We start from the raw sequence: 22,722 nt of genomic DNA, 5'->3' as shown, positions 1-22,722 counted from the left end.
GGCTACCGCACACCCCACGAAACCCGTCTGAGCTACCGTCACCACCACGCCCACGCGGCATGAAACCCGGTGACCGATCCCCGGGGGAAACCTCACACAATCAGCTTCGGGGTGCCCACCCAACAACCCGGGCGCAATGTCGCCGCCAGGCGACGAGCCTCCACCCCCGCCCCCCAATCAATGCTTCTCGTGAATCAACGGCCAAGGAGAAGGAAACACCCCCACCGGCACCTTCACCACCGCAGGCCGCCCCGCCGCAATCGCCGCACCCACCTCCTTCTCCACCGCCGCAGCATCCTCCGCAAGCGCGAAATCCAACCCAAACGCCCGAGTAAGCAACTCGAAATCAGGATTAGTCAACTCAGACCCAATAAACCGCCCCCCATAAGTATCCCGCTGAATCCGCCAAACATTCCCGAACCGAGAATCCTCGAACAACACGGTCACCAACGGAATCCCATACTTCTTAGCCGTAGCGAACTCCTGCAGAGACCACCCGATCCCCCCGTCCCCAGACACCGCGACCACCGGCCGCCCACCCGCCCCCACCGCAGCGCCAAGCGCAGTAGGCATCGCATACCCCAACGTCCCCTGATACCCCGGCCACACATAAGACCGCGGCGCCCGCACCGGAAACCCATACGTCGACACATACCCGATCTGCGTCAACTCATTGACGTAAACCCCATCCTCAGGCAACGCAGCACGAATCGCGTCGACGAACTCCATCTGCGGCCCGGCCTGCTTCCGAATCCGAGCCTCGCAATCCTCCCGAAGCCGAACCAACTCGGCGCCCCAGGCGGCACGCGGGGAGAGCCGCTCAACCAACGCCTCCAACACCGCCACAGCATCAGCATTAACCGCGAGATCCGGACGACGCGGCGCACGAAGATCAGCCGCATCGATGTTCACCAACGCGAGCCGGGCATTGCCGATATTCAACTGCCGCCCAAACGGCGTCAAGAACCGGCTGCCGAACGAAACCACCAGATCCGCGCTGGCCCGCAGCTCCCACAACGCAAACGCGGGCAGCGCATGCGGATCCCGAGCGTCAATCGCCCCGCGCCCGTTCTCGCTCATCACCACAGGCGCGTCCAGCAACTCGGCAAGCCGAGCCAACAGCTTGAACGCCCGAGGATCCCGCATCCCCCCGCCGACATGAATCACCGGCCGCTCAGAAGCCCCCAGCAACCGCGCGAGCTCAGCCACCTCCCGCTCCGGAGCCTCCGGCTCCCGAACCCCAAATGGCTCACCCGGCTTGAGATCCGCGACCGCATGAAGCAAATCCGGCCCCAGCTCCAGCGCGACGGGTCGCGGCCGCCCGGTCCGCATCTGCCGGAACCCCTCATGCACGAGATCCGGAATCTCCTCGACCCGCTTGGGCCGCGCCGACCACTTCGTCAGCCCCTGAACCGTGTCCGTCTGCCGGGGAATCTCGTGCAGCGCCCCAAGACCGGACCCGACGAGCGGCGACGGAATCGTCCCGGCCAGCAGCATCACCTGCGATGAGCAGGCGTACGCCGTTGCCATACCAGCTCCGGCGTTCAGTACACCAGGGCCGGGCACGACCATCGCCACCCCCGGCTTCCCGGACGCGCGGTAGTAGCCGTCCGCCATGTAGCTGGTCGCCTGCTCGTGCCGAGGAACGACCAGCTCCAGCTCGTCGCGCTTGCGGTACATGCCGTCAGTGAGCCCGTCCAGCTGGACCCCGGGAATGCCGAAGACCGTGTCGACGCCCTCGCTGATGAGCGCCCTGGCGAGCGCGTCACCGCCTGTCATCTGTGCCATGCGGATCCCTCTCGTCAAATGTCTATAATGAATATAGATCAAATCTCGGGCAGCTGGCAACGGAAGAGGCGAGCATGACTCTCGAAGGACAGGTGCAGGCCTACGCCGACCGGCTCGGCCGGCCGATCATCGTGTTCGACGTCGACTTCACGGTCATCGCGTTCAGCGTGCACGACCAGGACGTCGACCACGCCCGCCTGGCGATCATCTTGTCCCACAAAGGATCTTCGCGCGCCCGGGAGTCCATTCGGGACTACCGGGTCGGCCAGGCGCAGGACCCGGTCCGGATTCCGCCGCTCGACGGCGGGCAGTCCCGGCTGGTCGCGCCGGTCCGGCACGAGGGACGGCTTGTCGGCTACCTGTCCTCGACGATCCCCGAGGACGACGACTCCGCCTACGAGGACGATGACGAGTTGCGCGACCGCCGCGCTCAGATCGGCTTGCTGCTTGCTGCCATGGCGCTGGGCAACCGGGAGGACGAGGACCGTGCGCGACGACTGCTCGCCGCGCTGCTCGAAGACAACGACGACCAGCGCGTCCGAGCCGCCGACGAGCTGCTCGCGAGCGGCCTGCTCTCCCCCGTCCCGCACTACACGGTGATCTCGATCGCGACCCCGCCCCGGGCCGAGCCCAGTTCAGCGACGCTCCGGCTCGTGCTGGACCGGGCGTTGTCGAGCATTCCCGTCTTCCCGACGCTGAAGGCGGTCGGCGCGGTGCTCGGCAGCGAAGCGATCTTGCTGGTGCCGTACGAAATCGACACCGAGCGACTGTCGACCCTCCTTGCCCAGCCCGCCTTTTCCGGCCTGCACGCCGGCGTCGGCGGAGCGCACGCGCCGCTGTCCGGCGTGCACCGCTCGCTGCGGGAAGCCCGGATCGCCTTGCGCGGCGGCGACGCCGGCTGCGTGGCCCACTGGTCGGAACTGGGATTGGACCGACTGCTGCTGCAACTCCCGCTCGAGGACGTTGATATCTCAGATCTCCCCGATGCCGTACGACGATTGCTCGACGCGCAGTCCGGGCCGGATCTCGCGCAGACCCTGGAGACCTATCTCGACTGCGGTTGCGATGCCCAACGGACGGCGCTGACCCTGCACGTCCACCGCAGCACCCTCTACTACCGGCTGGATCGCGTGCGAGCAGTCGCCGACGTCGATCTCGCCGACGGAAAGGTGCGCCGGGAACTCCACACCGGACTGCGGATCGCGACGCTCGCCGGTCTTCGCTAGCCCCGCCGCCCTCAATTGACTATATTCAATGTGAACTTTTACGGAAGGGTCCCGCATGAACGCACTGCTGACCACCGTCTCGGTCGCCGCCGACCGCGGGCGGCCGATTCTCGACGCCGCGACCCGGGAAGTCGTCGGCCACGCCCCCGTGCACACGGTCGACCAGCTGAACACCGCAATCGCCGCTGCCGCAACAGCTCAGCCCGCCTGGGCCGCGCTGGGACACGCTGAACGGTCGCGAATCCTGCACGTCATCGCGGACGACATCGACGCGCACGCTGAAGAACTCGGCGAGATCATCACCGCCGAGCAAGGCAAAGCCGGCGGCGCCGGTGAGGCACACGGTGCCGCGCACTGGCTCCGGGCCGCCGCGGACACGGTGCTCGAACCGCAGGCACTGCCGGACGGCGCGGAACAACACTACGTCCCGCTCGGCGTCGTCGCGTCGATCGGACCGTGGAACTTCCCGGTGATGATCGCGGTGTGGCACGTCGCGCCGGCGTTGCGCATGGGAAATACGGTGGTGCTCAAGCCTTCCGAGAACACCCCGCTGAGCGTGCTCGCCCTCGCGGAGATCTTCCGTCGGCACCTCCCCGCGGACGTGCTGACCGCGATCTCCGGGGATCGCGAGGTCGGTGCCGCGCTGGCCGCGCATCCGCGGATCGCCAAGATCGTGTTCACCGGCTCGACCGCGACCGGACGCCGGATCGTCGAAAGCTCGGCGGGCAATCTCGCGCGGCTCACCCTGGAGCTGGGCGGAAACGACGCCGCGATCGTGCTTCCCGGAACGGACGTGGACGCGGTCGCGGACAAGCTCTTCTGGGCGGCCTTCATGAACACCGGTCAGGTGTGCGCCGCGCTCAAACGCCTTTACGTGCACGAATCGATCTACGACGACGTCGTCTCCGCGCTGGCCGAACGTGCCGAGAAGGCGCCGATGGGACCGGGGCAGGACAAGGCGAACCGGCTCGGGCCGGTGCAGAATCCCGCGCAGTTCGAGATCGTTTCCCGGCTGGTGGAAGAAGCTCGGGCGCGCGGTGCCCGGATCGTCACCGGCGGCCTGCCGGCGACGGAGCTGGGTCCGCTGTTCTACCGCCCGACGATCATCGCGGACGTCGAGGACGGTGCCGCGGTGGTCGACGAGGAACAGTTCGGTCCGGTGCTACCGGTGATCCGGTACTCCGAGGTCGACGACGCGGTACGCCGGGCCAATAGCACTGACCAGGGATTGGGTGCTTCGGTGTGGGGCGCCGACACCGCCGAGGCGGACGCGGTGGCGCAGCGGATGGAGGCGGGCACCGTGTGGATCAACCAGCACGGCGGCGTCGATCCGGCGATTCCGTTCGGCGGGACCAAGTCGTCGGGTTACGGGCTGGAGTTCGGCGTCGAAGGCCTGAAAGCCATGGCGGCCAGCAAGATCATCCGCCGGTGAAACCAGTGAAGGCCTCCTTGAGGGATTTCCCCGAGGAGGCCTTCACGGTGGGCCGGGGGTCAAGCGCCGCGAAGCTTTTCCCACAAGTCGGCCGCGGCCGCCCGGTCGGGCGAAGTACCTCGCCACACCACAGTCTGGTCCTGACGTACCAACGTGATCGGGCAAAGATATTCATCCGGCAGCGTGTCGACTTCAACGACAGCGAAAGGGATACCTCGATCTGCCGCTTCAACGGTCAACACTGAGATATCAACACCGCGTGCTGAGATCGCCGTGTAGCCAGTTGAAAAATGGTCGTACAGCGAGGAGCCGTCCGCCAGCGTGAAATGCGGGGCACGACAACCGGGCACAGTGGACGGTGTGTAGCTGCCCATCGTGTAGCCGGGGGCTTCTTCACCGTCGTAGGCGATGATCGGGGAATCGTGGTACGCGTAACCGTAATTCAAACCTGCGGCGGCGAACTGCGGCTCGTTCAACTCCCGAACAGCGGCACCGAAAGCCGCACGCGCGGCTTCACCGTCCTCGGTGTCGTCTTCGAGGTCGGCGGGAAGGCTCGGCCGGGCTAGCTTCCGCTGGTGGTTCATCGCGAAGTGCGACACCTGCTCGGTGATCGGCCGCCGCTCGGCTTCGTAGGCGTCCAGAATCCCCTCCTCGGCCCAGCCGCCGAGATGCGCGCCGAGCAGCCAGGTCAGATTCAGCACGTCGGCGATGCCCGCGTTCATCCCGAATCCGGCGAATGGCACCCACAGGTGCGAAGCGTCTCCGGCGAGGAACACCCGACGGTCGCGGAAGCGGTCAGCGAGCAGACGTCGCGCGATCCAGTCCTCTTTGGACACCACGTCGTATTCGAACGCCTCGTCCACCCCGAGGATCGCGCGGATCGCCACATCCCGGTCGACGGCTTCTTCCTCCGACGAAAGATACGTGTGCACAAGGAAGGTTTCGCTGCCGTCGATCGCGTAGACGTGCCCGACCCGGCGGGCGTTGAACGTGTAGTAACCCCACGCCCGCGGTTCGTCGGCTGACATCAGCGAGTACAGCTTCGGCGCGCGAATGCAGGTGGACTGCACGTGCTGGAGTACCGGATCGCCGCTGAGCTTCGCGCCGATCTGCTTGCGCACCGCCGAACGGCCGCCGTCCGCGCCGATGAAGTACCGAGCGCGCAGAGTCCGTTCGCCCGTTCCATCGGACACCACTGCCGAGACGGACGACGCGTCCTGCTCCACCGAATGGAATCGGGTGCGATTGAGCAGGGTCACGCCGGGCGCGGCGGCAGCATTCCGGGCGAGGATCGGTTCCAGGAACGTCTGGTTGATCCGGTGCGGAGGTTCCGGCGTCGCCCAGCTCGTGTCGGGGCCGACCCGGGACGTGTATCGGTCGCCGCTCGCCGGAATCGGGATGCGCGACAGCTCCCGCCCGGTCAGCGAGGTCCGGAACGCGACGTCCTGCGGATAGTCGCGCGGCAGTCCGGCGGCGCGCACCTCGGCCGCAATCCCAAGCCTGCGGAAGCTTTCCATAGTCCGCGAGGCGACGTGATTGCACTTGACGTTCGGCGGTTCGAGAAACTCCCGTTCCTCGACAACGATCACCGACACCCCGCGACTGCTCAGGTCCAAAGCAGCCACAAGGCCGACCGGACCGGCCCCGACGATAAGGACGTCTGCGTCCATGGTTTCTCCGTTCAGCACGGCATTCCTTGCGCCACCACGCCAAGGTGCTCGGTCATCAACCGACGGGCAGCATCCTCGTCACGGTCCTCAATGGCCTGAAGGATGCGGCGGTGCGCATCGACGGCACGAGAAGCCCGCTCGGCATTGGTGTGCACGGCATACACGCTTTCTCGCGGACGGTTGAGCGCGCCGACCGACGCGGCGATCGCCGGGTTTCCGCTGAGCAAGCCGAGCCGGGCATGGAATTCCAGCGACAGCGGGTTGTACCGGCTGGCGTCGTGGACGTGCTTCTCCGATTCCTCGACCAGTGCCCGCAATTGCGCTACCTGGTCGTCAGCAGCGGCACGAGCGGCGAGCGCGGCGGCTGCCGGTTCGACTGCGTGCTGCGCCTCCAAAAGCTGTTCGGTCCGCATGCCGTGCAAATGCAGCTGAATGGAAAGCGAATCGGCGATCCGGCCGATGTCCGCCTCCGATTCTTCCGCTGTGTTGAGTTCGCGGTATTCGCCGGACCAGTACAGCAATGGCTGTCCGGTCCCGCCGCCCGCCGAAACGACTTCGCCGACGAGGATGATGTGGTCGCCGCCGCTCAGCATCGTGTGCACGGTGCAGTCGAACCAGCTGAGCGCTCCAGTGACGACGGGTGCGCCGGTAGCCTCGGTGTGGGTCTCAACCTCGTCGAACCGCTCCTTGCTCCGGCCGCGTCCTCGACGCGCGAAGCACGCGGAAACATCCTGCTGATGGCGGCCGAGCACGTTGATCGCGAAGACTCCGCTCGCGCGGATCTCTTCGAGGATCGGGCTGTGCGAATTGATCGAGACCGTCACCAGAAGCGGGTTCAGCGAAAGGGAAACGAACGACGTCGCGGTGATTCCGTAAAGATGCCCGTCGAGCGCGGTAGTCACCACTGTGACGCCTGAAGCGAATCGTCCGGCGGCCTGGCGGAAGCTGTCGATCCGTTGCTGATCCGAGGTCATCGGGTTCACCTCGCTCCGTCCGGAACGCCGAGATGGCGGAAGCCGTAGACATCCAATGTGGTCTCACCAGCGCGAAGACGCTCCATATAGGACTCTTCCTTCTCCGCGCGAGCCCGGGACGCGGCCAGAACGCGGTCGTACTCGTCCGCCGGGAGCACGACGATCCCATCTCGGTCGGCCACGACGACGTCGCCGCGCCGAACCACCCTGCCGCGCAAGGTGATCGGACGGCCGACCGTCCCCGGCCAGCTCTTGATTGTGCCGCGAATCGAGATCTCCGTGCTGAACGCCGGGAACCCGAGCGACGCGAGCTGCTGCGTGTCGCGAACGCCGCCGTCGATGACCAAGCCGCAAATGCCACGCGCCTGCGCCGCGACCGCCATCACCTCGCCCCAGTACCCGAACGGCGCGCCACCGGCGTCGACCACGAGCACGTCACCCGGGCCAGCGGCCTCGATCCCATGGTGCAGCGCGAGATTGTCGCCGATCTGCGCGGACACCGGCACCGCGCGGCCAACGATCTGCGCGCCGTCCCAGGCTGGCCGGAACGCGGCGTCCAGGAAGCAGTCGAGACCGGATGCCTCGTACAGCGTGGCCGTGCCGAGCGTCAGCAGTTCTTTGGTGTCTTCGGCTAAAGTGGTCATGCTTCCGCCCGCTGCAGGTCGTGGTAGCCGTACTTCGCGCGGGCTTCGGCGATCGTCGCGCCGCCGAGCGCAGCGGCGAGGATCGCCTCTTCCCGCGCCTGGATCATCTCGGCGACCTCCAGCACGTCGTCCTCGCAGTCGCGCGGGATCGCCACGACCCCGTCGGAGTCGCCCAGCAAGATGTCTCCGTGGCGGACTGTCACGCCGCCGATCGTCACCGGCCCGCGTTCCTCGGCCACCTCGACCCGGTCCTTGCCAGTGCGCATGAAACGGCCACGGCTGTAGATCGGGTAGCCGATGGACAAGGCGCGGTGCGTGTCGCGGCAGACACCTTCGATGACTGTGCCTGAGATACCACGCTGGTGCGCTACGGCGGTCAGGATGTCGCCCCAGACCGTGCAGTCGAGGCGACCGTCGTTGTCGAGCACGATCACCTCGCCTGGCTTGACCTGGTCGATGAAATCGCCGACCGTGCCGGCCGGGACCTGCGCGCTGACATACCGCACGGTGAACGCGCGGCCGGCCATGCGCTGTCCGTCCGCGAGCGGGGCGAGGCCGAGGAGGCTGCCCGGGCGCTTGAGCTTGTCGAGGGCGTCGGAGACCGTCGCGGTGCCGAGTCCGGCGAACCGGTCAAGGAGAGACATCAGCGCTGCTCCACGGTGACTGAGGGGAACTGGGAATCGTGCATCACTTCTTGCACGTCACGGCCGGAGCGGACGGCCTCCGCCATCCGGGCTTCACGCTCGGCGATCCGTTGCGCGAGGCCGATGACTCGCTCCGCGTCGCCGGCGGAGACGAAGACGACGCCGTTGACATCCGCGAGCACAAAGTCTTGCGGGGCAACTGAGATACCAGCGATCTGAATGCGCTCGTCCATCGCGGCCTGCACGATGCGGCCCCGCGCGCTGACCGGCACTGCCGTGCGGGCGAACACCGGGAGCTTCAGCGCTTCGCTCTCCTGGACATCACGGCAGGCACCGTCCACGATGACACCGGCCACGCCACGCCGGACCGCGGCCTCGGCTAGCAGGCCACCCCAGCAGGAGACATCTGTACGACCGTGGTTGTCGATCACCACGACGTCGTCCGGTTCGGTGATCGCGACGAGCGGGGTGGCGATGTGTGTCGCCGGTCCGGCAGTCGCTTTGGGCGCAGCGGTGACCGTGCGCACGCGACCGGCCAAGACGGTGCCCGCGGGCCACATCGGCTTCAGCGCGGTGACTGCGCCGGGAAGACCTAGCGTATCGAGCGCGTCGGAAACCGCGCAGCTGTCGAGGCCGCGCAGCGCGGTGATGATCTCTTCGGGAGACATGGTCACTTCCGTTCCCAGGTAAGGAAACCCATCGCGTTGCCGGTGCCGGCTTCAGTTCGGTAGCACGGCTCGTAGTCGACGCTGGTGACCGCGAGACCGGCCTCGTCAGCGATTCCGGCGACCGCGATCCAGTTGCGCAACTCCGAGGCTCCGGAACGCATTTCGGCGGCCGGGATGGTCGTGAGGTAGTCGGAGTCGTGGTCCCGCAAGGCCTGGATGAATTCCTGGTCCAGCTTCTCGTCGATCACGAAGTGGCTGAGCCCGCCCGACGCGACGACGCCGACGCGCAGGTCGCCGGGGAACGACCGGATCGCCCGGCCGACCGCACGCCCGAAGTCGTAGCAGCGCTTGGCTCCCGGCGGATTCGGCTCCCAGAAGGTGTTGATGAAGACCGGCACCATCGGCAGCGTCGAATCTTGCCCGAGGAACCGCTGGTAGATGAACCCGAACCCGTGCGGGATCGTGTGGTTCTCGTACCGGCCGGCGGGAATCACTTCAGTCGCGCCGGTGTCGAAGTCGTCGGCTTGGGTGGACTGGATGATGTGCTTGCCGAGCGCGCGGTGCGTCGGCCGCATGATCGTGCGGTCCGGGACGTCGCCGGTCGCGGCCTCTGCCAGGCCGGGAGCCATCGCGTCGAGCTGCGCCTGAGTGAACGGCACGTGCGCGACCTCGTCGCCCCAGAACACCGAGAACGGAGCGAGCCATTCGTCGCCGTAGGTTTCCTTGTGGTCGCTGGAAACGATCACGAGGACGTCGACGTCCTGGGTGCGGATGAAGCCCGCGAGCCGGTCCATCGATCGCTGACAGCTTTCCCAGCGACGCGCCATCGCCTCGGGGGTGATCTCGTGCGAAAAGTCCTCCCGCAGTTCGCGCAGTTCCTCGTAACTGTAGGTCTCGCCGCGGAACTTCAGGCCTTTGCTGGCGCGGTCCGCCGTGCCCCTGGTATCCCAGGCCTGGGGCGGTGGCGCCTTCAGTTGCGGTCCGTGGGAAGTGCCGAATCCGGCGACGATCTCGGTCATGAGCTTCCCCTCAGAGCTGGAAGAGCGCGCGGGCGTTGTTCTCGAGGACGTCGGCGCGCTCCTTGTCGCCGAGCCAGGCGATGTCGTCGATGAGCAGGTGGATGTCGTCGAACCAGCGGCCGGTCTCCGGGTCGATCTGCGAGCCGGTGCCCGGTTTCTCCGAGCCGAACAGCACGCGGTCGGTGCCGACGACCTTCATCAGCAGCTCGAGACTGTCCTGTGTGTACAGACAGGAGTCGAAATGCAGCCGGCGCAGTTTGTCCAAATAGGACACTCCGGTGCGCACCACCGACGGAAGGAAACGGCCCACCTGGTACGGAATCGCGCCGCCGCCGTGCGAGACGATGACCTTGAGATCCGGGAAATCCTTCAGCACGGAGGAGTTCACGAGGCTCCACACCGCGATGGTTTCTTCCTGGATGAAGTGCAGGCTGTACGGCTCCCGCGCGGGCGGTTTGCACCCGGCCGCGTGCAGCAGCACCGGCACGTCGAGTTCGCACAGCACCTCGTACACCGGGTACCAGTACCGGTCGCCGAGAGCGAGCGGGGTTTCCGTGCCCTCGTACGGATCGGTGTTGAGCATCGCGCCGACGAAGCCGAGTTCGGTCACCGTGCGGCGCAGCTCAGCGGTCCAGTCCCGAGGGGTCAGATCCGGGCTCTGCGGGAGTCCGGCGACGCCCTTGAACCGGCCGGGGAACAGCTCGGTCGCGCGGTGGATGAGGTTGTTGGTCTCCTCGGTGAACCATTGCACGAGCTTGGCCGGCCGTTCGCTGTGCATCATCTGGAACGGGCGGGGCGAGATCATCTGCAGGTCGATCCCGGCGCCGTCGAGGTGCGCCAGATGCGAGACGTCACCGAAGCTCGGGTGCGGATGGTGATACGCGGCGGCGAGCGCGTCGTCGCTGATGGCGGGCGGTTTGCCGCCGTGCGCGCCGCGGTGCGACAGCAGGGAGGCTTTCCAGGCGTAGTAGGCGTCCGGCGCGGACATGTGGCCGTGGACGTCGATGATCACGGGATGCTCCTTGCGGTCTCAGACGAGCGGCTTGCTGATGAGTTCGTCGACGCGCGCGTCGGTCGCCGACGTGTCGTAGAAGCGCAACAGCCGGGTCCGGCCCGCGCCGGGGTCGCCGCGGTGCAGGTACTCGTAAAGTTCCTGGCGCATCCCGAAACTCGAGCCGGCGAGTTCCCAGCCGAGCCGGAACAGCCGTGCCTTCTCCGCGGCTCCGATGTCGTGCCCGCGCATGTACAGGTCCAGGAACGGGCGCAGTTCCGGGTTCGCGAGGTCGGCCTCGGTCGGCTGCATGATGAGGCCGGACGCGGCGACCTGGCGCAAGATCTGAACCATCCGCGCTGAGATATCAGCCGACCAGAATCCGACGCCGTTGGTATTGCTGGGGGCGAGGTGCCCGCCTGGCGTCACGACGGCGTCGGCCTCGGCGCCCTTGATCGCCAGTTCGAGCGTTTGGACGTAGGAGATGAGTTCGCCCAGCTGTTCCTGGATGCCGCGGAAGGTGTCGACGCCGATCGAGTGCGCGAGCTTCTTCGCGACGGAGGTGAAGAACTTCATCCGGGCGAGGAAACGGATGTGCGTGCTCTGCAGGCTCCAGACGTTGATCCGGCCGAGGCCCTTGAGCGCGCGCAGGGAGTCGCCGAGCAGGAAGATGCGTTCGCGCGGCAGGAAAACGTCGTCGAAGAACAGCATCGCGTCCTGCTCGTCGTACCGGTTGCCGAGCGGGTGCGAGTGGCCGCTCCCCGGTGCGCCGAGCGGCTCGCGCAGCAGGATCTTCAGGCCCGGCGTGCTCATCGGCAGCGCGAACCAGATGACGAAGTCTTCCGCGCCGCGCGCGGCGGTGACGCCGTTGAGATACACCAGCACTTCGTGGGAGAACGGCGCGAGTGTCGCGAGTTGCTTGGCCCCGCGCAGGATTACGCCGTCCTCGCGTTCCTCGATCACGCGCAGGGCGAGGTCCGGGTCGTCGAGCGGGCTGGCGCTGCGGTCGACCTGCGGGTCGCCGAGGGCGTGGGTCAGGACGAGGTCGTTCTCCATCGCGAACCGGCGGTAATCCCGGGCGTTCTGGCCGAAACCTTCGCGGTTCTGGTCGAGTTCGTCGGCGTAATCGGCGAGCCCCGCCGCCACATTCGACATGAAGTCGGGCGAACGGCCGAGCTGTCCGAGGCTTTCCCGCATCCACCATTCCGACGCGGCGAATTTGGCGCGCAATTCCTCGGGAGTCTTCGGCAGGGAAAACGCGTAACTGACCTCGTTGCCGGTCTCCTCGGACTTGAACAGGGTCGCCGCCCGCCCCTCGGGGGTGGCGAACCGCAGGTCGAGCAGCCGGGCGAACTCGTCGACGGTCGGCTTCAGCGCCGGGTGCTCCGCGACATTCCCGATGCGCTCGCCGTCGAGCCAGACCTCGCGGCCGTCGTCGAGGCTCTTTTTGTACTGCTCGCCGGTCAGCGCCCCGGTGGCACCGGAAATGTCCATGTACTCCGACTCCTTTGTCTGTGACAGGCCCGCACCGGGCGACGATTCGAAGCTACGGAAATCGCGGCTCGGGAGAATCGGTCCGCTGCGGGAATCTCCGCCGCGGGCGTCCGACACCGTGTAGGAAAGTCCGACGCGGTGTCGGAAACGCTCAGCGCTGGACCGTCGGAACCGTCACCCATTGCCAGTAGGTGAACTCGTCGAGGTTCCAGTGGCCGCCGTGCCGTCCGCCGTTGCCGGACGCGCCGAGGCCGCCCATCGGGATGTGCGCGGCGTCGTAAATGGTCTGGCCGTTGAGAGCGACCATCCCCGCGCGCAGCCGGGAGGCGAAGCCGAGGGCGCGCGCGACGTCGCGGCTGTGGATCGCCGCGGACAGGCCGTATTCGGTCGCGTTGGCGAGTTCGAGCGCTTCTTCCTCGGTCGAGAAGCGGGTTACCGGAGCGACCGGGCCAAAGATCTCACTGCGGAAAGCTGCATTGTCAGCTGTTACGCCGTCCAGCACGGTCGGTTGGTAGAACGCGCCGTCGTGCGCTGCCCCGTGCACGACGCGCGCTCCCCCGGCGACCGCGGCCTCGACGATGCCGTGCACCCGCTCGGCTTGCGCGCTCGTGATCAGCGGGCCGAGCGTTGTCCCGGGTGCCTTCGGGTCGCCCAGCTGCAGTTTCCCGGCGGCTGTTTTGAGCCGTCCGACGTACTCGTCGGCGATGCTTTCGTGCACCAGATGCCGTCCGGTGGCCATGCAGATCTGGCCTTGGTGCCGGAACGTCCCGCCGATGCCGCCGGCCGCGGCACGGTCGAGATCAGCGTCCGCCAGCACGATGAACGCGTTGTTGCCGCCGAGTTCGAGCACTACCCGCTTGAGCAGGCCGCCCGCGATCTCGCCGACCCGGCGGCCCGCAGCGGACGAGCCGGTGAACGAGATCGCGTTCGTGTGCGGCGAACGCACCACAGCTTCGCCGGTCGCGGCACCACCAGGCAGCACGTGCAGTACACCGTCGGGCAGCCCGGCTTTCTCGAAGATGTATGCGAGCACCGCACCACCTGAGAAGGCGGTCTTCACGTCCGGCTTGACCAGCACCACGTTGCCCAGCGCGAGCGCCGGAGCGACCGAGCGCATGGCGAGCATCAACGGTGCGTTCCAGGGCGCGATCACTCCGACGACGCCGACGGGGATCCTCCGGGCGAACCCCAGCGTCGCCGGGTCTTCCACGGGGAGGAGATCCCCTTGCGACATCGTGACCAGCCCAGCAGCGGCGATCAGCTCGTCGATCGCTTTGTCGACCTCGTGCTTCGCCTTGGCCGGCAGCGAGCCGCTTTCGCGCACGAGCACGTCCTCGACGTCGGCGCGGATGTCACGCAACGCGTCCGCGGCTCGAGTAAGGACGTCGGCCCGCACGCGGTAGGACGCTCGGCTCCATTCGGCCTGTGCCTGCGCGGCACGTGCTCCGGCCCGCTCGACGTCGTGCTGGTCGGCGATGCCGGTGAGACCCACTTTCCCGCCGTCGCCCGGCGAGACAACCGCTTGCGTCCCTCCCCCTCCGGTACGCCAACCGCCGGAGTAGATATGCCCGTCTGCCTCGCTGAGATCCCACCGGGCCATCGTCGTCGCCTGCCAATCCTGGTGCGGGTGCGGAGATCGCCGCGATGCTAGGTCGGCGCGAGCCCCCGCTTCATCGCCTCAGCGACGCAAATCCCGCGCAGACGACTGGACACGGTGTCGGACTCAGGGCTGTCGGAATCACTGCCACAGCTGGTCGTTCACGCGGACCTCGATCAGCCGCGGGCCGTCCTCCGGCCCTGGGTCCTCAGCGAGCGCGGCTCTCAGTCCGGCGACTCCGTCGACCATCGTCGACTTGATGCCGAACGCCTGCGCCAACGTTGAGATCTCAACGCCGCTGATGTCGGTGAGCGGATACTCCCCGCGCTCGCCTCCGCTTTTCTTCAAACCGGCGACCACGGCTTGGTACTTTCCGTTGTTCACCACGAGATATGTCACCGGCAGCCGGTGGCGTACCACGGTCCAGAACGCGGGCACACCGAACTGGACCACGCCGTCGCCGACCACCGCGAGCACCCGCTCGCGCCGCGCCATCGCCACCCCCGCCGCGGCGCCCATTCCCCAGCCGAGCGAACCGCTCGCGGTGGCGAACAGCGAATCCGCCCGCGTGCGCTGGAGAAACCGCAGCAACGGCAGCGTCGAGGTGACCGCGTCGAGGACCAGCAGCCGTTCCCCGCCGATGACGTCCGCGAGGATTCGCATCGCCAGCGCAGCGCTGAACTCCCCGTCCCACGGAACTTCGGCCTCCCAACGGACGCGCCGGTCCTCGCTGTCCTTCCGCACCCGGGCAAGCCATTCGCTCCGCGAAAGCGCGCATTCCGGGCGGACCCCTTCGGCCAGGCCGCGCAACACCGCCGCGGTGTCGCCGACGACCGCCCCGGCTGGGACATACCGGCGACCAGGCTCGGCAGCGTCTTCGGAGAGATGCAAGATCGGAACACCGGGCGGCAGCGCCGCGACCTCGGCCGAGAACTCCAGCGGCGTCGGCATGCCCGCCAGCACCAGCAGGTCGGCGTCCGCCATCAGCGGTGCACGGGGCTCGAACAACCCGGCGTAGAGCGGATGATCCGTACGGAACGACCAGCGTTCGAGATCCCGCCGGGACTCCACGAACACCGGCGCGCCGAGCTGCTCGGCCAACCGCGCCAAGTCCGCTTCGGCCCGCCGCCGGGCAACGTCCGATCCCGCGACGATCACCGGCCGCCGTGCCGCATCGAGCAGAGCGCTCGCGTGCCGAACCGCCTCCGCGGCCGGGCCTTGCCGCGCACCCCAGCGGACTGGAGGAGCGACGCCGGGTTCGGCGGCCAGATGGTCTTGCGGGATCGTGAGAATCGCCGGCTGCTCCGGAACGACAGTGGTATGCCACAGCGTCCTGCTGAGATCTTCCAGCAGATCCTCCGCGCGGAGGTTCTGCCAGGCGTGACCCACATACGGCGCGGCCGTTTCGAGCAAGCGCGGCGAAGTCGTCAACGCGCGGTGCGGGAGGGTCGCTGTTCCTTTGATACCAGCGAGAACCGCAACACTGCTGCGCGCGACCTGCGCCGCGTACAAATGCGCCAAGCCATTCGCGACACCGACGTTCGTATGCAGATAGGCCACGCCGATCCGTCCCGAGGCGCGCGCGTAACCGTCGGCCATGGACACCGAGATCGCCTCGTGCGTGGTCAGCACGAACTCGGGTCCGCCTCGTCTGGTGGCAAGAGCTTCGAGCACTGGTATCTCACTGGTGCCCGGACAGCAGAAGACGTGCTCGACTCCCCACTGCGCCAGGGTTTCCAGCAACCGCGCGGCAGCCGTCATGTCGTCTCCTCACCGCCTCGACGGCCCCGCACGTTACGCAGCGCGCCGGGCCGGGCGCTCCGACGCGGCGACGGAAGAAACCTGGCCAACCGTGCGACACCGTGTCGAGATCGGAGTACGTTGCGGTCTCGACACCCGGCGAAAGACAAGGCGGCTCAATGACTTCTGCCCGGCACGACGGAGACACCTGGGACTTGGCTTCCAGCGTCGGCGCGACCGCGACCATGGCCGCTGCGGCCCGGGCGATCGCCACCCGCGAGGACGGCACGCTGTTCTCGGACCGGTTCGCCGAACCGCTCGTCCAGGCAGTCGGCGTCGATCTGCTCGCCAAGCTGGCGTCCGGCGAGACCGCGTCGGGCGCCCTCGTCGGGCAGGTCTGGATCGACGCGGCCAAAATCCGCGGCAAGTTCTACGACGAGTTCTTCCTCGACGCGGCCGGCGCGGGCCTCACCCAGGCCGTGATCCTGGCGTCCGGATTGGACTCTCGCTCCTACCGGCTGCCCTGGCCGAACGGGACCGTGGTGTACGAGATCGACCAGGAGCCGGTGGTCGAGTTCAAGGCCCACACCCTGGCCGAACTGGGCGCCGAACCCACCGCCGACCGACGCGCGGTCGCCGTCGACCTGCGCGAAGACTGGCCCGCCGCACTGCGCGCCGCCGGTTTCGACGCGGCCCAGCCGACCGCGTGGAGCGCCGAAGGCCTGCTGGGATATCTGCCGCCCGAAGCGCAGGACCGGTTGCTGGACACCATCACCGAACTCAGCGCGCCGGGAAGCCGGGTCGCCACCGAAAACCGGCCCAACCCGCGTCCCGGCGACGAGGACAAGACGAAGGAACGCCTCGACCGCATCTCCGAGCAATGGCGCGGCGAGGGATTCGACACCGACATGACGAGGCTGCGCTACTTCGGCGAGCGCAACGAAGCGGCTCCCTACCTGACCGGCCTCGGCTGGGAAATGCGGGGAAGCACCGTCCGGGAGCTGCTCGCCGCCAACGGCCTGCCGCCGCTTCAGGACGACGATCTGCGCATGGGGGACCTTCGGTACATCACCGGCGTACTGGCTTAGCGCACCGACGTGCCGCCGCGACCGAGACGCGGGGTCAGCGGTCCGACACGGCTGTTCAGAAGGCACGCCGCATCCTCCTTGTCTCGCGCGCATCGCCAGTGGTCAAGCCATCACGCCTGGTCACACTGGCTTCGTAGCCGATTTGTGATCGTGGTCACGAGCCATACCGAGGGTTTGCCCCGCGCGGACGCGAATCCCAAGCACAGCCCCCGATCCCGAAGAGTTTTCCGGTTCGGCCGCCGCCTGGGCAGGTCAACGGGAGATAACGGTTTTGTGGAGATCCGTGCGTTCCGGGCGAGGATTTGCGGGTGCTCGCCCCTGCCGACCAGGTCCGTTTCGCCTTCGAGCCGCTGTACAGCCTCTACAGCGGCTCGGCTGTCGCAGTCGAAGCTGTCGGACATCCCGCCGCGGGCTGGGTCCAGGACCTCCTCGACGCGGCGGGCGACCAGGCCCAGCTGATCGACGCCGATCTTGACCTCGCCGCCCGCGCGGCCGCCGCAGTTCCGCCAACTGCGGCCGGGGTGTCGCTGCACCTCAACCTGAGCGCCAGCGCCGCCGGCGCGCCTGCCGAGCGGTTCATCCCGCTGTTGCAGACTCTGGAACGCGCGGGCCGCCGTCCCGCCGACGTCGTGCTGGAAGTCACCGCGCCGCTCGCCGTCCCGAATCCGGGAACTCTCCTGCAGGGCCTGCACCGGCTCCGCGACCTCGGCTTCCGGCTGGCCTTCGACCGGCTCGGCGCCGCGGGCCTGCCGATGAACCTCCTCGCCGAAGCGCCGATCGAGATGATCAAACTGGACCGCGCGACGCTGCGCCGGCTCCCGGCGAACGCGGCGACTGTCGCGCTCGTCGAGGCTTTGGTGCAGTTCGCCACGCAGACTGATTTGCGGCTCGTCGCGACGGGAATCGAGAACGACGCGGAACTCGACGTCGCGCGACGCGCCGGAATCCGCCTCGTGCAAGGGAATCTGTTCGCCACCGCCGCTCCCGAACGCGTGCTGCCCACCGCCGAACGCGGCGACCAGCCGGGCACCATGGTGGTCTCGCCCGCCGCCGGACTGCGGATCCCGGAATTCCTCCGCCAGGCCAAAACCCTGCCGGACGACGCGACCTGCGACGACGTCCACGCGATCCTGTCCGCCGAGCACGCGCCCAAGGCCATCGTCGGGCTCGACCAGCAGGCGCGTCCACAGTGGACAATCGACCGGATGCGCTTCCTGCTGGCGGTGACCGGCCGGTACGGGCACGCGCTGTACGCCGGGAAACCCGCCGCGAAACTGGCCGGCCCGCCGCGGCTCGTCCGGATCGACACCGGAACCCGCGAGCTGCTCGAAATCATCGCCGACGGCGGAGCCGAGCACAGCGGCGACGACCTCGTCGTGACGGACGCGTCCGGCCGGTACCAGGGCGTGGTGCGGCCGAACGAGGTGATGCGCCGGATGGCCGCGGTGAAGGTCGAGGCCGCGGTCGCGCTCAACCCGCTCACCCGGCTTCCCGGAAGCGACGCGATCGCCCAGGACGTCGCCCGCCGCGCGGACGCCGGACGGCCGTTTGTCGTGGCCTGGCTGGACATCGACCAGTTCAAGCAGCTCAATGACACCGCCGGGTTCGCCGCGGGCGACGATCTCATCCGAGCCATCGGCCGAGCCCTGACCGACCACGCCCGGCGACGCGGCGACGTCACCGTCGGCCACGTCGGAGGCGACGATTTCCTGGTCGTCTGCGGCGTCGAGGACATCACCTCGCTCGCCGACGCGGTCCTCGGCCACGGCTGGTCCGCCGACGGTGTGCCCGTCACGCTCTCCCTGGCAAGCCTTGTCCAAACCGGCGCCTCCGCGGGCTCGTACCGCGAAAGCGCGCGGCTGCTGGCGCCGTTGAAGAAGCAGGCCAAGGCGATTCCGGGGTCGAGCTGGGTCAACAGCTGGCCGGGCGCCGGGCGAGCGCAGATTCTCCGCGGTGGCAAGGAAACGAACGGACGGTCGCCAATGGTGCTTTCTCGGCGGCAGTCAGATCCGGCAGTCGGTTCTGCGAACGGCGACGCCTGCCGAGTGCAGATCCGCCGGTCGAGCTGACATACCAGCACCGCTGGCCTGGTATCCGAAGAGCAGGAAACGGACGACCGGCCGCCGAAGCTGCTGTCCTCAGGATTCCGGCAGTTCGTCCGCCGCCAGCAGCGCATGCACCCGCCCGATCCTCGCCCGCTTCGCCGGGGCGAGCTGATCGACCAGCACCGCACAGCCGATCAGCTCCGCGCCCGCCCCTGTCACCAGGTCACGCACGGCCAGTGCCTGGCTCCCCGTCTCGATCCAGTCGTCCACCAGCAGCACCCGGTCGCCGGACGACAGCGCCGATCGCTGCATCCGCAGGACGTGCCGGAAACCCCGGTAGTCCAGGTCAGTTTCGCGGGTCAGCTTCTCGCCGGGGAACATCCCGCCGGCCTTGCGGATCGCGGCGAACCCGACGCCCAGTTCCAGCGCGACCGCTCCGCCGAGCAGGAATCCCCGCGATTCGATCCCGCACACCGCGGTCACGCGCGCGTCCCGGAACGGCTCGGCCAGCGCTTTGACCACCTCGGCGAACGCCGCGCCGTCGCGAAAGACCGGCCAGAGATCGGCGTGTCCGTCGACCCAGCGGAACCGGTCCAGCAGAAGAGCACGTGTCATGCCGCGATCCTGGTATGTCTCCGTGCGGTCGCGCGAGGCGATTTCCCGCTGTCTGCCGCACCGCCCGAGAGTCGCGCGACGCGATCTCCCACCAGCGAACCGCCCAGCGGCCGGGCGAGACGAGTCCGTTGCTGGGCAAGCCGCCCGGCGATCGGGCAAGGCAAGTCCGTCACCTCGCAAGCCGCCCCGCGGTCGGGCGAGGCGTCCTCCCCGCAGTCACCTCGCAAGCCGAGCCCGCGCCTCCTCGGTCTGCGGCGCGAACAGGTTCACCAGGTTGCCGTCCGGGTCGCGGAAGAGCAGCGAGCGGTTTCCCCACGGCATCGTCGTCGGCTCCTGCACTACCTCCGCGAGCAGCGGCCGGAGCCGGGCGAACTCGCGGTCCACGTTCTCGACCTGGAACTCCAGGATCACGGTCCGGTTCGACTCCGGCACCGCCGCCCCCGCGCTGAACAGCGCCATCGTCTCGGCGCTGCCGATCGCCAGGGTCGCCGTCTCGCCGACGAACTCGGCGAACTGCTTCGCCGGGCGGCTCGCCACGAGGCCGGTCACCTGCTCGTAGAAGGACGTCAGACGGTCGATGTCACCGGTGATGATCCGGACGGAAGTCAACTGCACGGTCCCATTCCTCTCTGGTTGCTTGAGGACCACGCTAAAACCGAATGTGGACAGGATCCGCCCGGTATTGCGAGAATTCTCGCATGACCCGGCCGATCGCCCGCGTGCTGGCGCTGCTGGAGATCCTGCAGGGCGGCGGCACCCGGACCGTCGCCGAACTCGCCGGGCGGCTCGACGTGGACGAGCGCACCGTCCGCCGGTACGTCGAGCACCTGCTCGACCTGGACGTTCCGGTCCGCTCCGTGCGCGGCCGCTACGGCGGGTACCGGCTCGCCCCTGGCTACCGGATGCCGCCGCTGATGCTCACCGACGAGGAGGCGCTCGCGGTCCTGCTCGGGCTGGTCGCGGGCCGGCGCGCGGGGCTGGTCACCACGTCGGTCGCGGCCGCGGAAAGCGCTGTCGCGAAGGTCCGCCGGGTGCTGCCCGAGGCGCTCGGCCGTCGTCTCGACGCGCTGCTGGAGGTCGCCGACTTCACCGCGCCCGCACGAGCCGCGCTCACCGCCGAGGCCGAAGTGTTGCTCGCGGTCGCCGAGGCAGCGCGCGACCAGCGGCCGGTCAAACTCGCCTACACCGCGGCCCACGGCCGGAGCAGCGAACGCGTCGTCGAGCCGTACGGTGTCGTGGCACATTCCGGCCGTTGGTATCTCACCGGCTTCGACTCAAGTGCCGGACAGGTGCGCACGTTCCGCGTCGACCGCATCGAACGGGCCGAACCGCAGGACGGAACCTTCAGCGCCCCAACGGATTTCGACCCCACTCACCAGGTGCTCACCGGCATCGCCGAAGCGCCGCACCGACACGACGTGTCGGTGCGGATCCGTGCGACCGAGGAGGAGATCCGTGCGGTGTTCCCGCCCTCCATCGCCATCCTGGAAGCGGACGGTCTGTGGACGCGGGCGCGAATCCGGGCCGAACGCCTCGGCTGGATCCCGCCACGGCTCGCAGCGCTGGACCGGCCGTTCGTCATCGAGCGGCCGGACGCCCTCCGCGACCAGATGCGCGCCCTCGCCGACCGGCTGACCAGTTACGCCGGAGCAGATTCCACCACGACATCCAGCGACCCGCCCAGTTCGGCGAGCTAAGCCCCCGCCAGCCGGTACCGGACCCCTACTCCCCCCGATTACTCCGGTTCAGACTCCAGCGCGACATCCAGCAACGCACCCAGCTCATTCAACTGAGCCGCCGAAAGCCGGTTGAACGACGTCTTCACCACCACATCCGCCAGCTCCTGCCCCGCCGCCCGCAGTTCGGCGCCCTTCTCCGTCAGCCGATGCCGCACCGCGCGACCCGGGCCGGGCACCCGCTCGATCAGGCCCCGGTCGACCATCCGCGCGGCCAGCGTGCCGAAGGACTGGTCGGTCTGGAAGGTCAGCACGGCGAGGTCGTGCAGCGACGCCTCCGGGTGATTGTCCAAGTGGCGCAACGTATCCCACTGCACCAGCGACAGCCCGAGCGGCTGCAGCGCTTGGCTCAGCGCGCGGTGATGGCGGTGCTGCAGGCGCTTGACGGCCAGAGCGACGTCGGCGTGGCGGTACCTCATGGCCGCGGAGCCTACCCCGTTTCAGAACAGGTTGCTTATCTAAGTTTCCTTATATAAGGTTCCTGATATGACCTCCTCCCAGATCCTCCGGCTCCCGTCCTCCGGCCCGGTCGAGATCAGCGTCCAGGACGACGACCGCACCCGGACATTCCTGCTGCTGCACGGCGGAGGCGGCGTCGCGACGATGGCCGGTTTCGCCGATCTGCTGGCCGAACGCACGCGCTCGCGGGTGCTGCTGCCCACCCACCCCGGCTTCAACGGCACGCCGAAAGCCGCCGGACTCACCGACGTCACCGCGCTGGCCAAGGCGTACGTCGCGATGCTTGACCACCTCGACGTCTCGAACGTCACCGTGGTCGGCAATTCCTTCGGCGGCTGGCTGGCCGCGGAAATCGCCCTGCTGCAGAGTCCGCGAGTCCGCCGCGCGGTGATCGTCGACGGCATCGGCATCGAGGTCGACGGCCATCCGCTGGCCGACGTCCGCGGCAAGACGGTCGCCGAAATCCAGCAGTTCTCGTTCCACGACCCGGCGAAGGCGCCGGCCCCACCGGCGGGCAGCAGCGGCCCGAGCCCGGATGTCCTAGCGCTCGTGGGCTACACCGGTCCGACAATGGCCGGCCCCACTCTCGCCGAGCGGCTGGGCAAAGTCGAGCTCCCCGTCCACGTCCTGTGGGGCGAAAGCGACAGCATCGCCGATCTGCAGTACGGCGAGGCTTACGCCGCCGCGATCCCGGGCTCGACGTTCACCGTGCTCCCTCGCACGGGACATTTGCCGCAGGTCGAAACCCCAGAGGAACTGCTCGACGCCCTGCTCGCTCTTGACGCATAACCTCGGCCAGCCCACGAACGCAGGCGTCCAGCCGACAGACGCGCAACCGACTGCCAGCGGCGGCACCTGCGACCGCAACGGAGAGCCGCAGCGAGCCCCTGAC

Annotated in this window: 20 protein-coding genes; 6 read left to right on the top strand and 14 right to left on the bottom strand. The window is 68.2% G+C overall.

The window, feature by feature from the left end; all coding sequences use genetic code 11:
• Positions 1 to 177 precede the first annotated feature (177 nt).
• The gene (locus ACZ7OI_RS40135) at positions 178 to 1,788 is read right to left on the bottom strand and encodes a thiamine pyrophosphate-binding protein (protein WP_470269361.1); all 1,611 of its coding nucleotides are present in this window, start codon (positions 1,786 to 1,788) and stop codon (positions 178 to 180) included.
• 74 nt (positions 1,789 to 1,862) lie between these two features.
• On the opposite strand from ACZ7OI_RS40135, the gene ACZ7OI_RS40130 reads away from it, so the two are divergent.
• Positions 1,863 to 3,014, top strand: coding sequence for a PucR family transcriptional regulator (locus ACZ7OI_RS40130; RefSeq protein WP_470269360.1), 1,152 nt, complete (start codon positions 1,863 to 1,865; stop codon positions 3,012 to 3,014).
• A 55-nt stretch (positions 3,015 to 3,069) separates the two neighbouring features.
• On the top strand, positions 3,070 to 4,446 hold the full coding sequence (locus ACZ7OI_RS40125; RefSeq protein ID WP_470269359.1) for an aldehyde dehydrogenase family protein: 1,377 nt from the start codon (positions 3,070 to 3,072) through the stop codon (positions 4,444 to 4,446).
• Between the two features lie 59 nt (positions 4,447 to 4,505).
• On the opposite strand, the gene ACZ7OI_RS40120 is transcribed toward ACZ7OI_RS40125, so the two are convergent.
• From ACZ7OI_RS40120 to ACZ7OI_RS40075, 10 genes are all read right to left on the bottom strand, one after another.
• Positions 4,506 to 6,116: an FAD-dependent monooxygenase gene (locus ACZ7OI_RS40120; protein ID WP_470269358.1), complete on the bottom strand. Its 1,611-nt coding sequence runs from the start codon at positions 6,114 to 6,116 to the stop codon at positions 4,506 to 4,508.
• A gap of 11 nt (positions 6,117 to 6,127) precedes the next feature.
• The gene (locus tag ACZ7OI_RS40115) at positions 6,128 to 7,090 is read right to left on the bottom strand and encodes a flavin reductase (RefSeq protein ID WP_470269357.1); all 963 of its coding nucleotides are present in this window, start codon (positions 7,088 to 7,090) and stop codon (positions 6,128 to 6,130) included.
• A gap of 5 nt (positions 7,091 to 7,095) precedes the next feature.
• Positions 7,096 to 7,734, bottom strand: coding sequence for a 4-carboxy-4-hydroxy-2-oxoadipate aldolase/oxaloacetate decarboxylase (locus ACZ7OI_RS40110; RefSeq protein ID WP_470269356.1), 639 nt, complete (start codon positions 7,732 to 7,734; stop codon positions 7,096 to 7,098).
• Positions 7,731 to 8,378 carry an RraA family protein gene (locus tag ACZ7OI_RS40105; protein ID WP_470269355.1) on the bottom strand — a complete coding sequence of 216 codons (648 nt, stop codon included), beginning with the start codon at positions 8,376 to 8,378 and terminating at the stop codon, positions 7,731 to 7,733. Before ACZ7OI_RS40105 ends, ACZ7OI_RS40110 begins: the two co-directional genes overlap by 4 nt.
• Positions 8,378 to 9,046, bottom strand: a complete 669-nt coding sequence (locus tag ACZ7OI_RS40100; protein ID WP_470269354.1) for an RraA family protein — start codon at positions 9,044 to 9,046, stop codon at positions 8,378 to 8,380. Before ACZ7OI_RS40100 ends, ACZ7OI_RS40105 begins: the two co-directional genes overlap by 1 nt.
• Positions 9,047 to 9,048: 2 nt before the next feature.
• Positions 9,049 to 10,065, bottom strand: a complete 1,017-nt coding sequence (locus ACZ7OI_RS40095) for a DODA-type extradiol aromatic ring-opening family dioxygenase (protein WP_470269353.1) — start codon at positions 10,063 to 10,065, stop codon at positions 9,049 to 9,051.
• Between the two features lie 10 nt (positions 10,066 to 10,075).
• Positions 10,076 to 11,077 carry an amidohydrolase family protein gene (locus ACZ7OI_RS40090; RefSeq protein WP_470269352.1) on the bottom strand — a complete coding sequence of 334 codons (1,002 nt, stop codon included), beginning with the start codon at positions 11,075 to 11,077 and terminating at the stop codon, positions 10,076 to 10,078.
• 18 nt (positions 11,078 to 11,095) lie between these two features.
• Positions 11,096 to 12,550 (bottom strand): 4-hydroxyphenylacetate 3-hydroxylase family protein, encoded by a 1,455-nt coding sequence (locus ACZ7OI_RS40085; protein WP_470269351.1) that lies wholly within the window; start codon positions 12,548 to 12,550, stop codon positions 11,096 to 11,098.
• A 151-nt stretch (positions 12,551 to 12,701) separates the two neighbouring features.
• The gene (locus ACZ7OI_RS40080) at positions 12,702 to 14,150 is read right to left on the bottom strand and encodes an aldehyde dehydrogenase family protein (protein WP_470269350.1); all 1,449 of its coding nucleotides are present in this window, start codon (positions 14,148 to 14,150) and stop codon (positions 12,702 to 12,704) included.
• Between the two features lie 138 nt (positions 14,151 to 14,288).
• A complete protein-coding gene (locus tag ACZ7OI_RS40075; protein ID WP_470269349.1) occupies positions 14,289 to 15,908 on the bottom strand; it encodes a thiamine pyrophosphate-binding protein in 1,620 nt (539 codons plus the stop codon).
• A 158-nt stretch (positions 15,909 to 16,066) separates the two neighbouring features.
• Here ACZ7OI_RS40075 and ACZ7OI_RS40070 point away from each other — a divergent pair, with 158 nt between their 5' ends.
• Both ACZ7OI_RS40070 and ACZ7OI_RS40065 read left to right on the top strand, forming a co-directional pair.
• Positions 16,067 to 16,975 (top strand): SAM-dependent methyltransferase, encoded by a 909-nt coding sequence (locus tag ACZ7OI_RS40070; RefSeq protein WP_470269348.1) that lies wholly within the window; start codon positions 16,067 to 16,069, stop codon positions 16,973 to 16,975.
• Between the two features lie 308 nt (positions 16,976 to 17,283).
• The gene (locus tag ACZ7OI_RS40065) at positions 17,284 to 19,044 is read left to right on the top strand and encodes a bifunctional diguanylate cyclase/phosphodiesterase (protein WP_470269347.1); all 1,761 of its coding nucleotides are present in this window, start codon (positions 17,284 to 17,286) and stop codon (positions 19,042 to 19,044) included.
• 69 nt (positions 19,045 to 19,113) lie between these two features.
• Here ACZ7OI_RS40065 and ACZ7OI_RS40060 read toward each other — a convergent pair whose 3' ends face one another.
• A complete protein-coding gene (locus ACZ7OI_RS40060) occupies positions 19,114 to 19,635 on the bottom strand; it encodes a phosphoribosyltransferase family protein (protein ID WP_470269346.1) in 522 nt (173 codons plus the stop codon).
• Between the two features lie 216 nt (positions 19,636 to 19,851).
• The gene (locus ACZ7OI_RS40055; RefSeq protein ID WP_470269345.1) at positions 19,852 to 20,250 is read right to left on the bottom strand and encodes a VOC family protein; all 399 of its coding nucleotides are present in this window, start codon (positions 20,248 to 20,250) and stop codon (positions 19,852 to 19,854) included.
• Between the two features lie 83 nt (positions 20,251 to 20,333).
• On the opposite strand from ACZ7OI_RS40055, the gene ACZ7OI_RS40050 reads away from it, so the two are divergent.
• Positions 20,334 to 21,332, top strand: coding sequence for a helix-turn-helix transcriptional regulator (locus tag ACZ7OI_RS40050; RefSeq protein WP_470269344.1), 999 nt, complete (start codon positions 20,334 to 20,336; stop codon positions 21,330 to 21,332).
• A 38-nt stretch (positions 21,333 to 21,370) separates the two neighbouring features.
• Here the strand turns inward: ACZ7OI_RS40050 and ACZ7OI_RS40045 are convergent, their stop codons facing one another.
• A complete protein-coding gene (locus ACZ7OI_RS40045) occupies positions 21,371 to 21,790 on the bottom strand; it encodes a MarR family winged helix-turn-helix transcriptional regulator (RefSeq protein WP_470269343.1) in 420 nt (139 codons plus the stop codon).
• 67 nt (positions 21,791 to 21,857) lie between these two features.
• Here ACZ7OI_RS40045 and ACZ7OI_RS40040 point away from each other — a divergent pair, with 67 nt between their 5' ends.
• Positions 21,858 to 22,619 (top strand): alpha/beta fold hydrolase, encoded by a 762-nt coding sequence (locus tag ACZ7OI_RS40040; protein ID WP_470269342.1) that lies wholly within the window; start codon positions 21,858 to 21,860, stop codon positions 22,617 to 22,619.
• The last annotated feature ends 103 nt before the right edge of the window (positions 22,620 to 22,722 follow it).

It is taken from the genome of Amycolatopsis sp. NPDC114503, from assembly GCF_055633655.1.
This window is presented reverse-complemented; position numbering and strand designations above follow the sequence as displayed.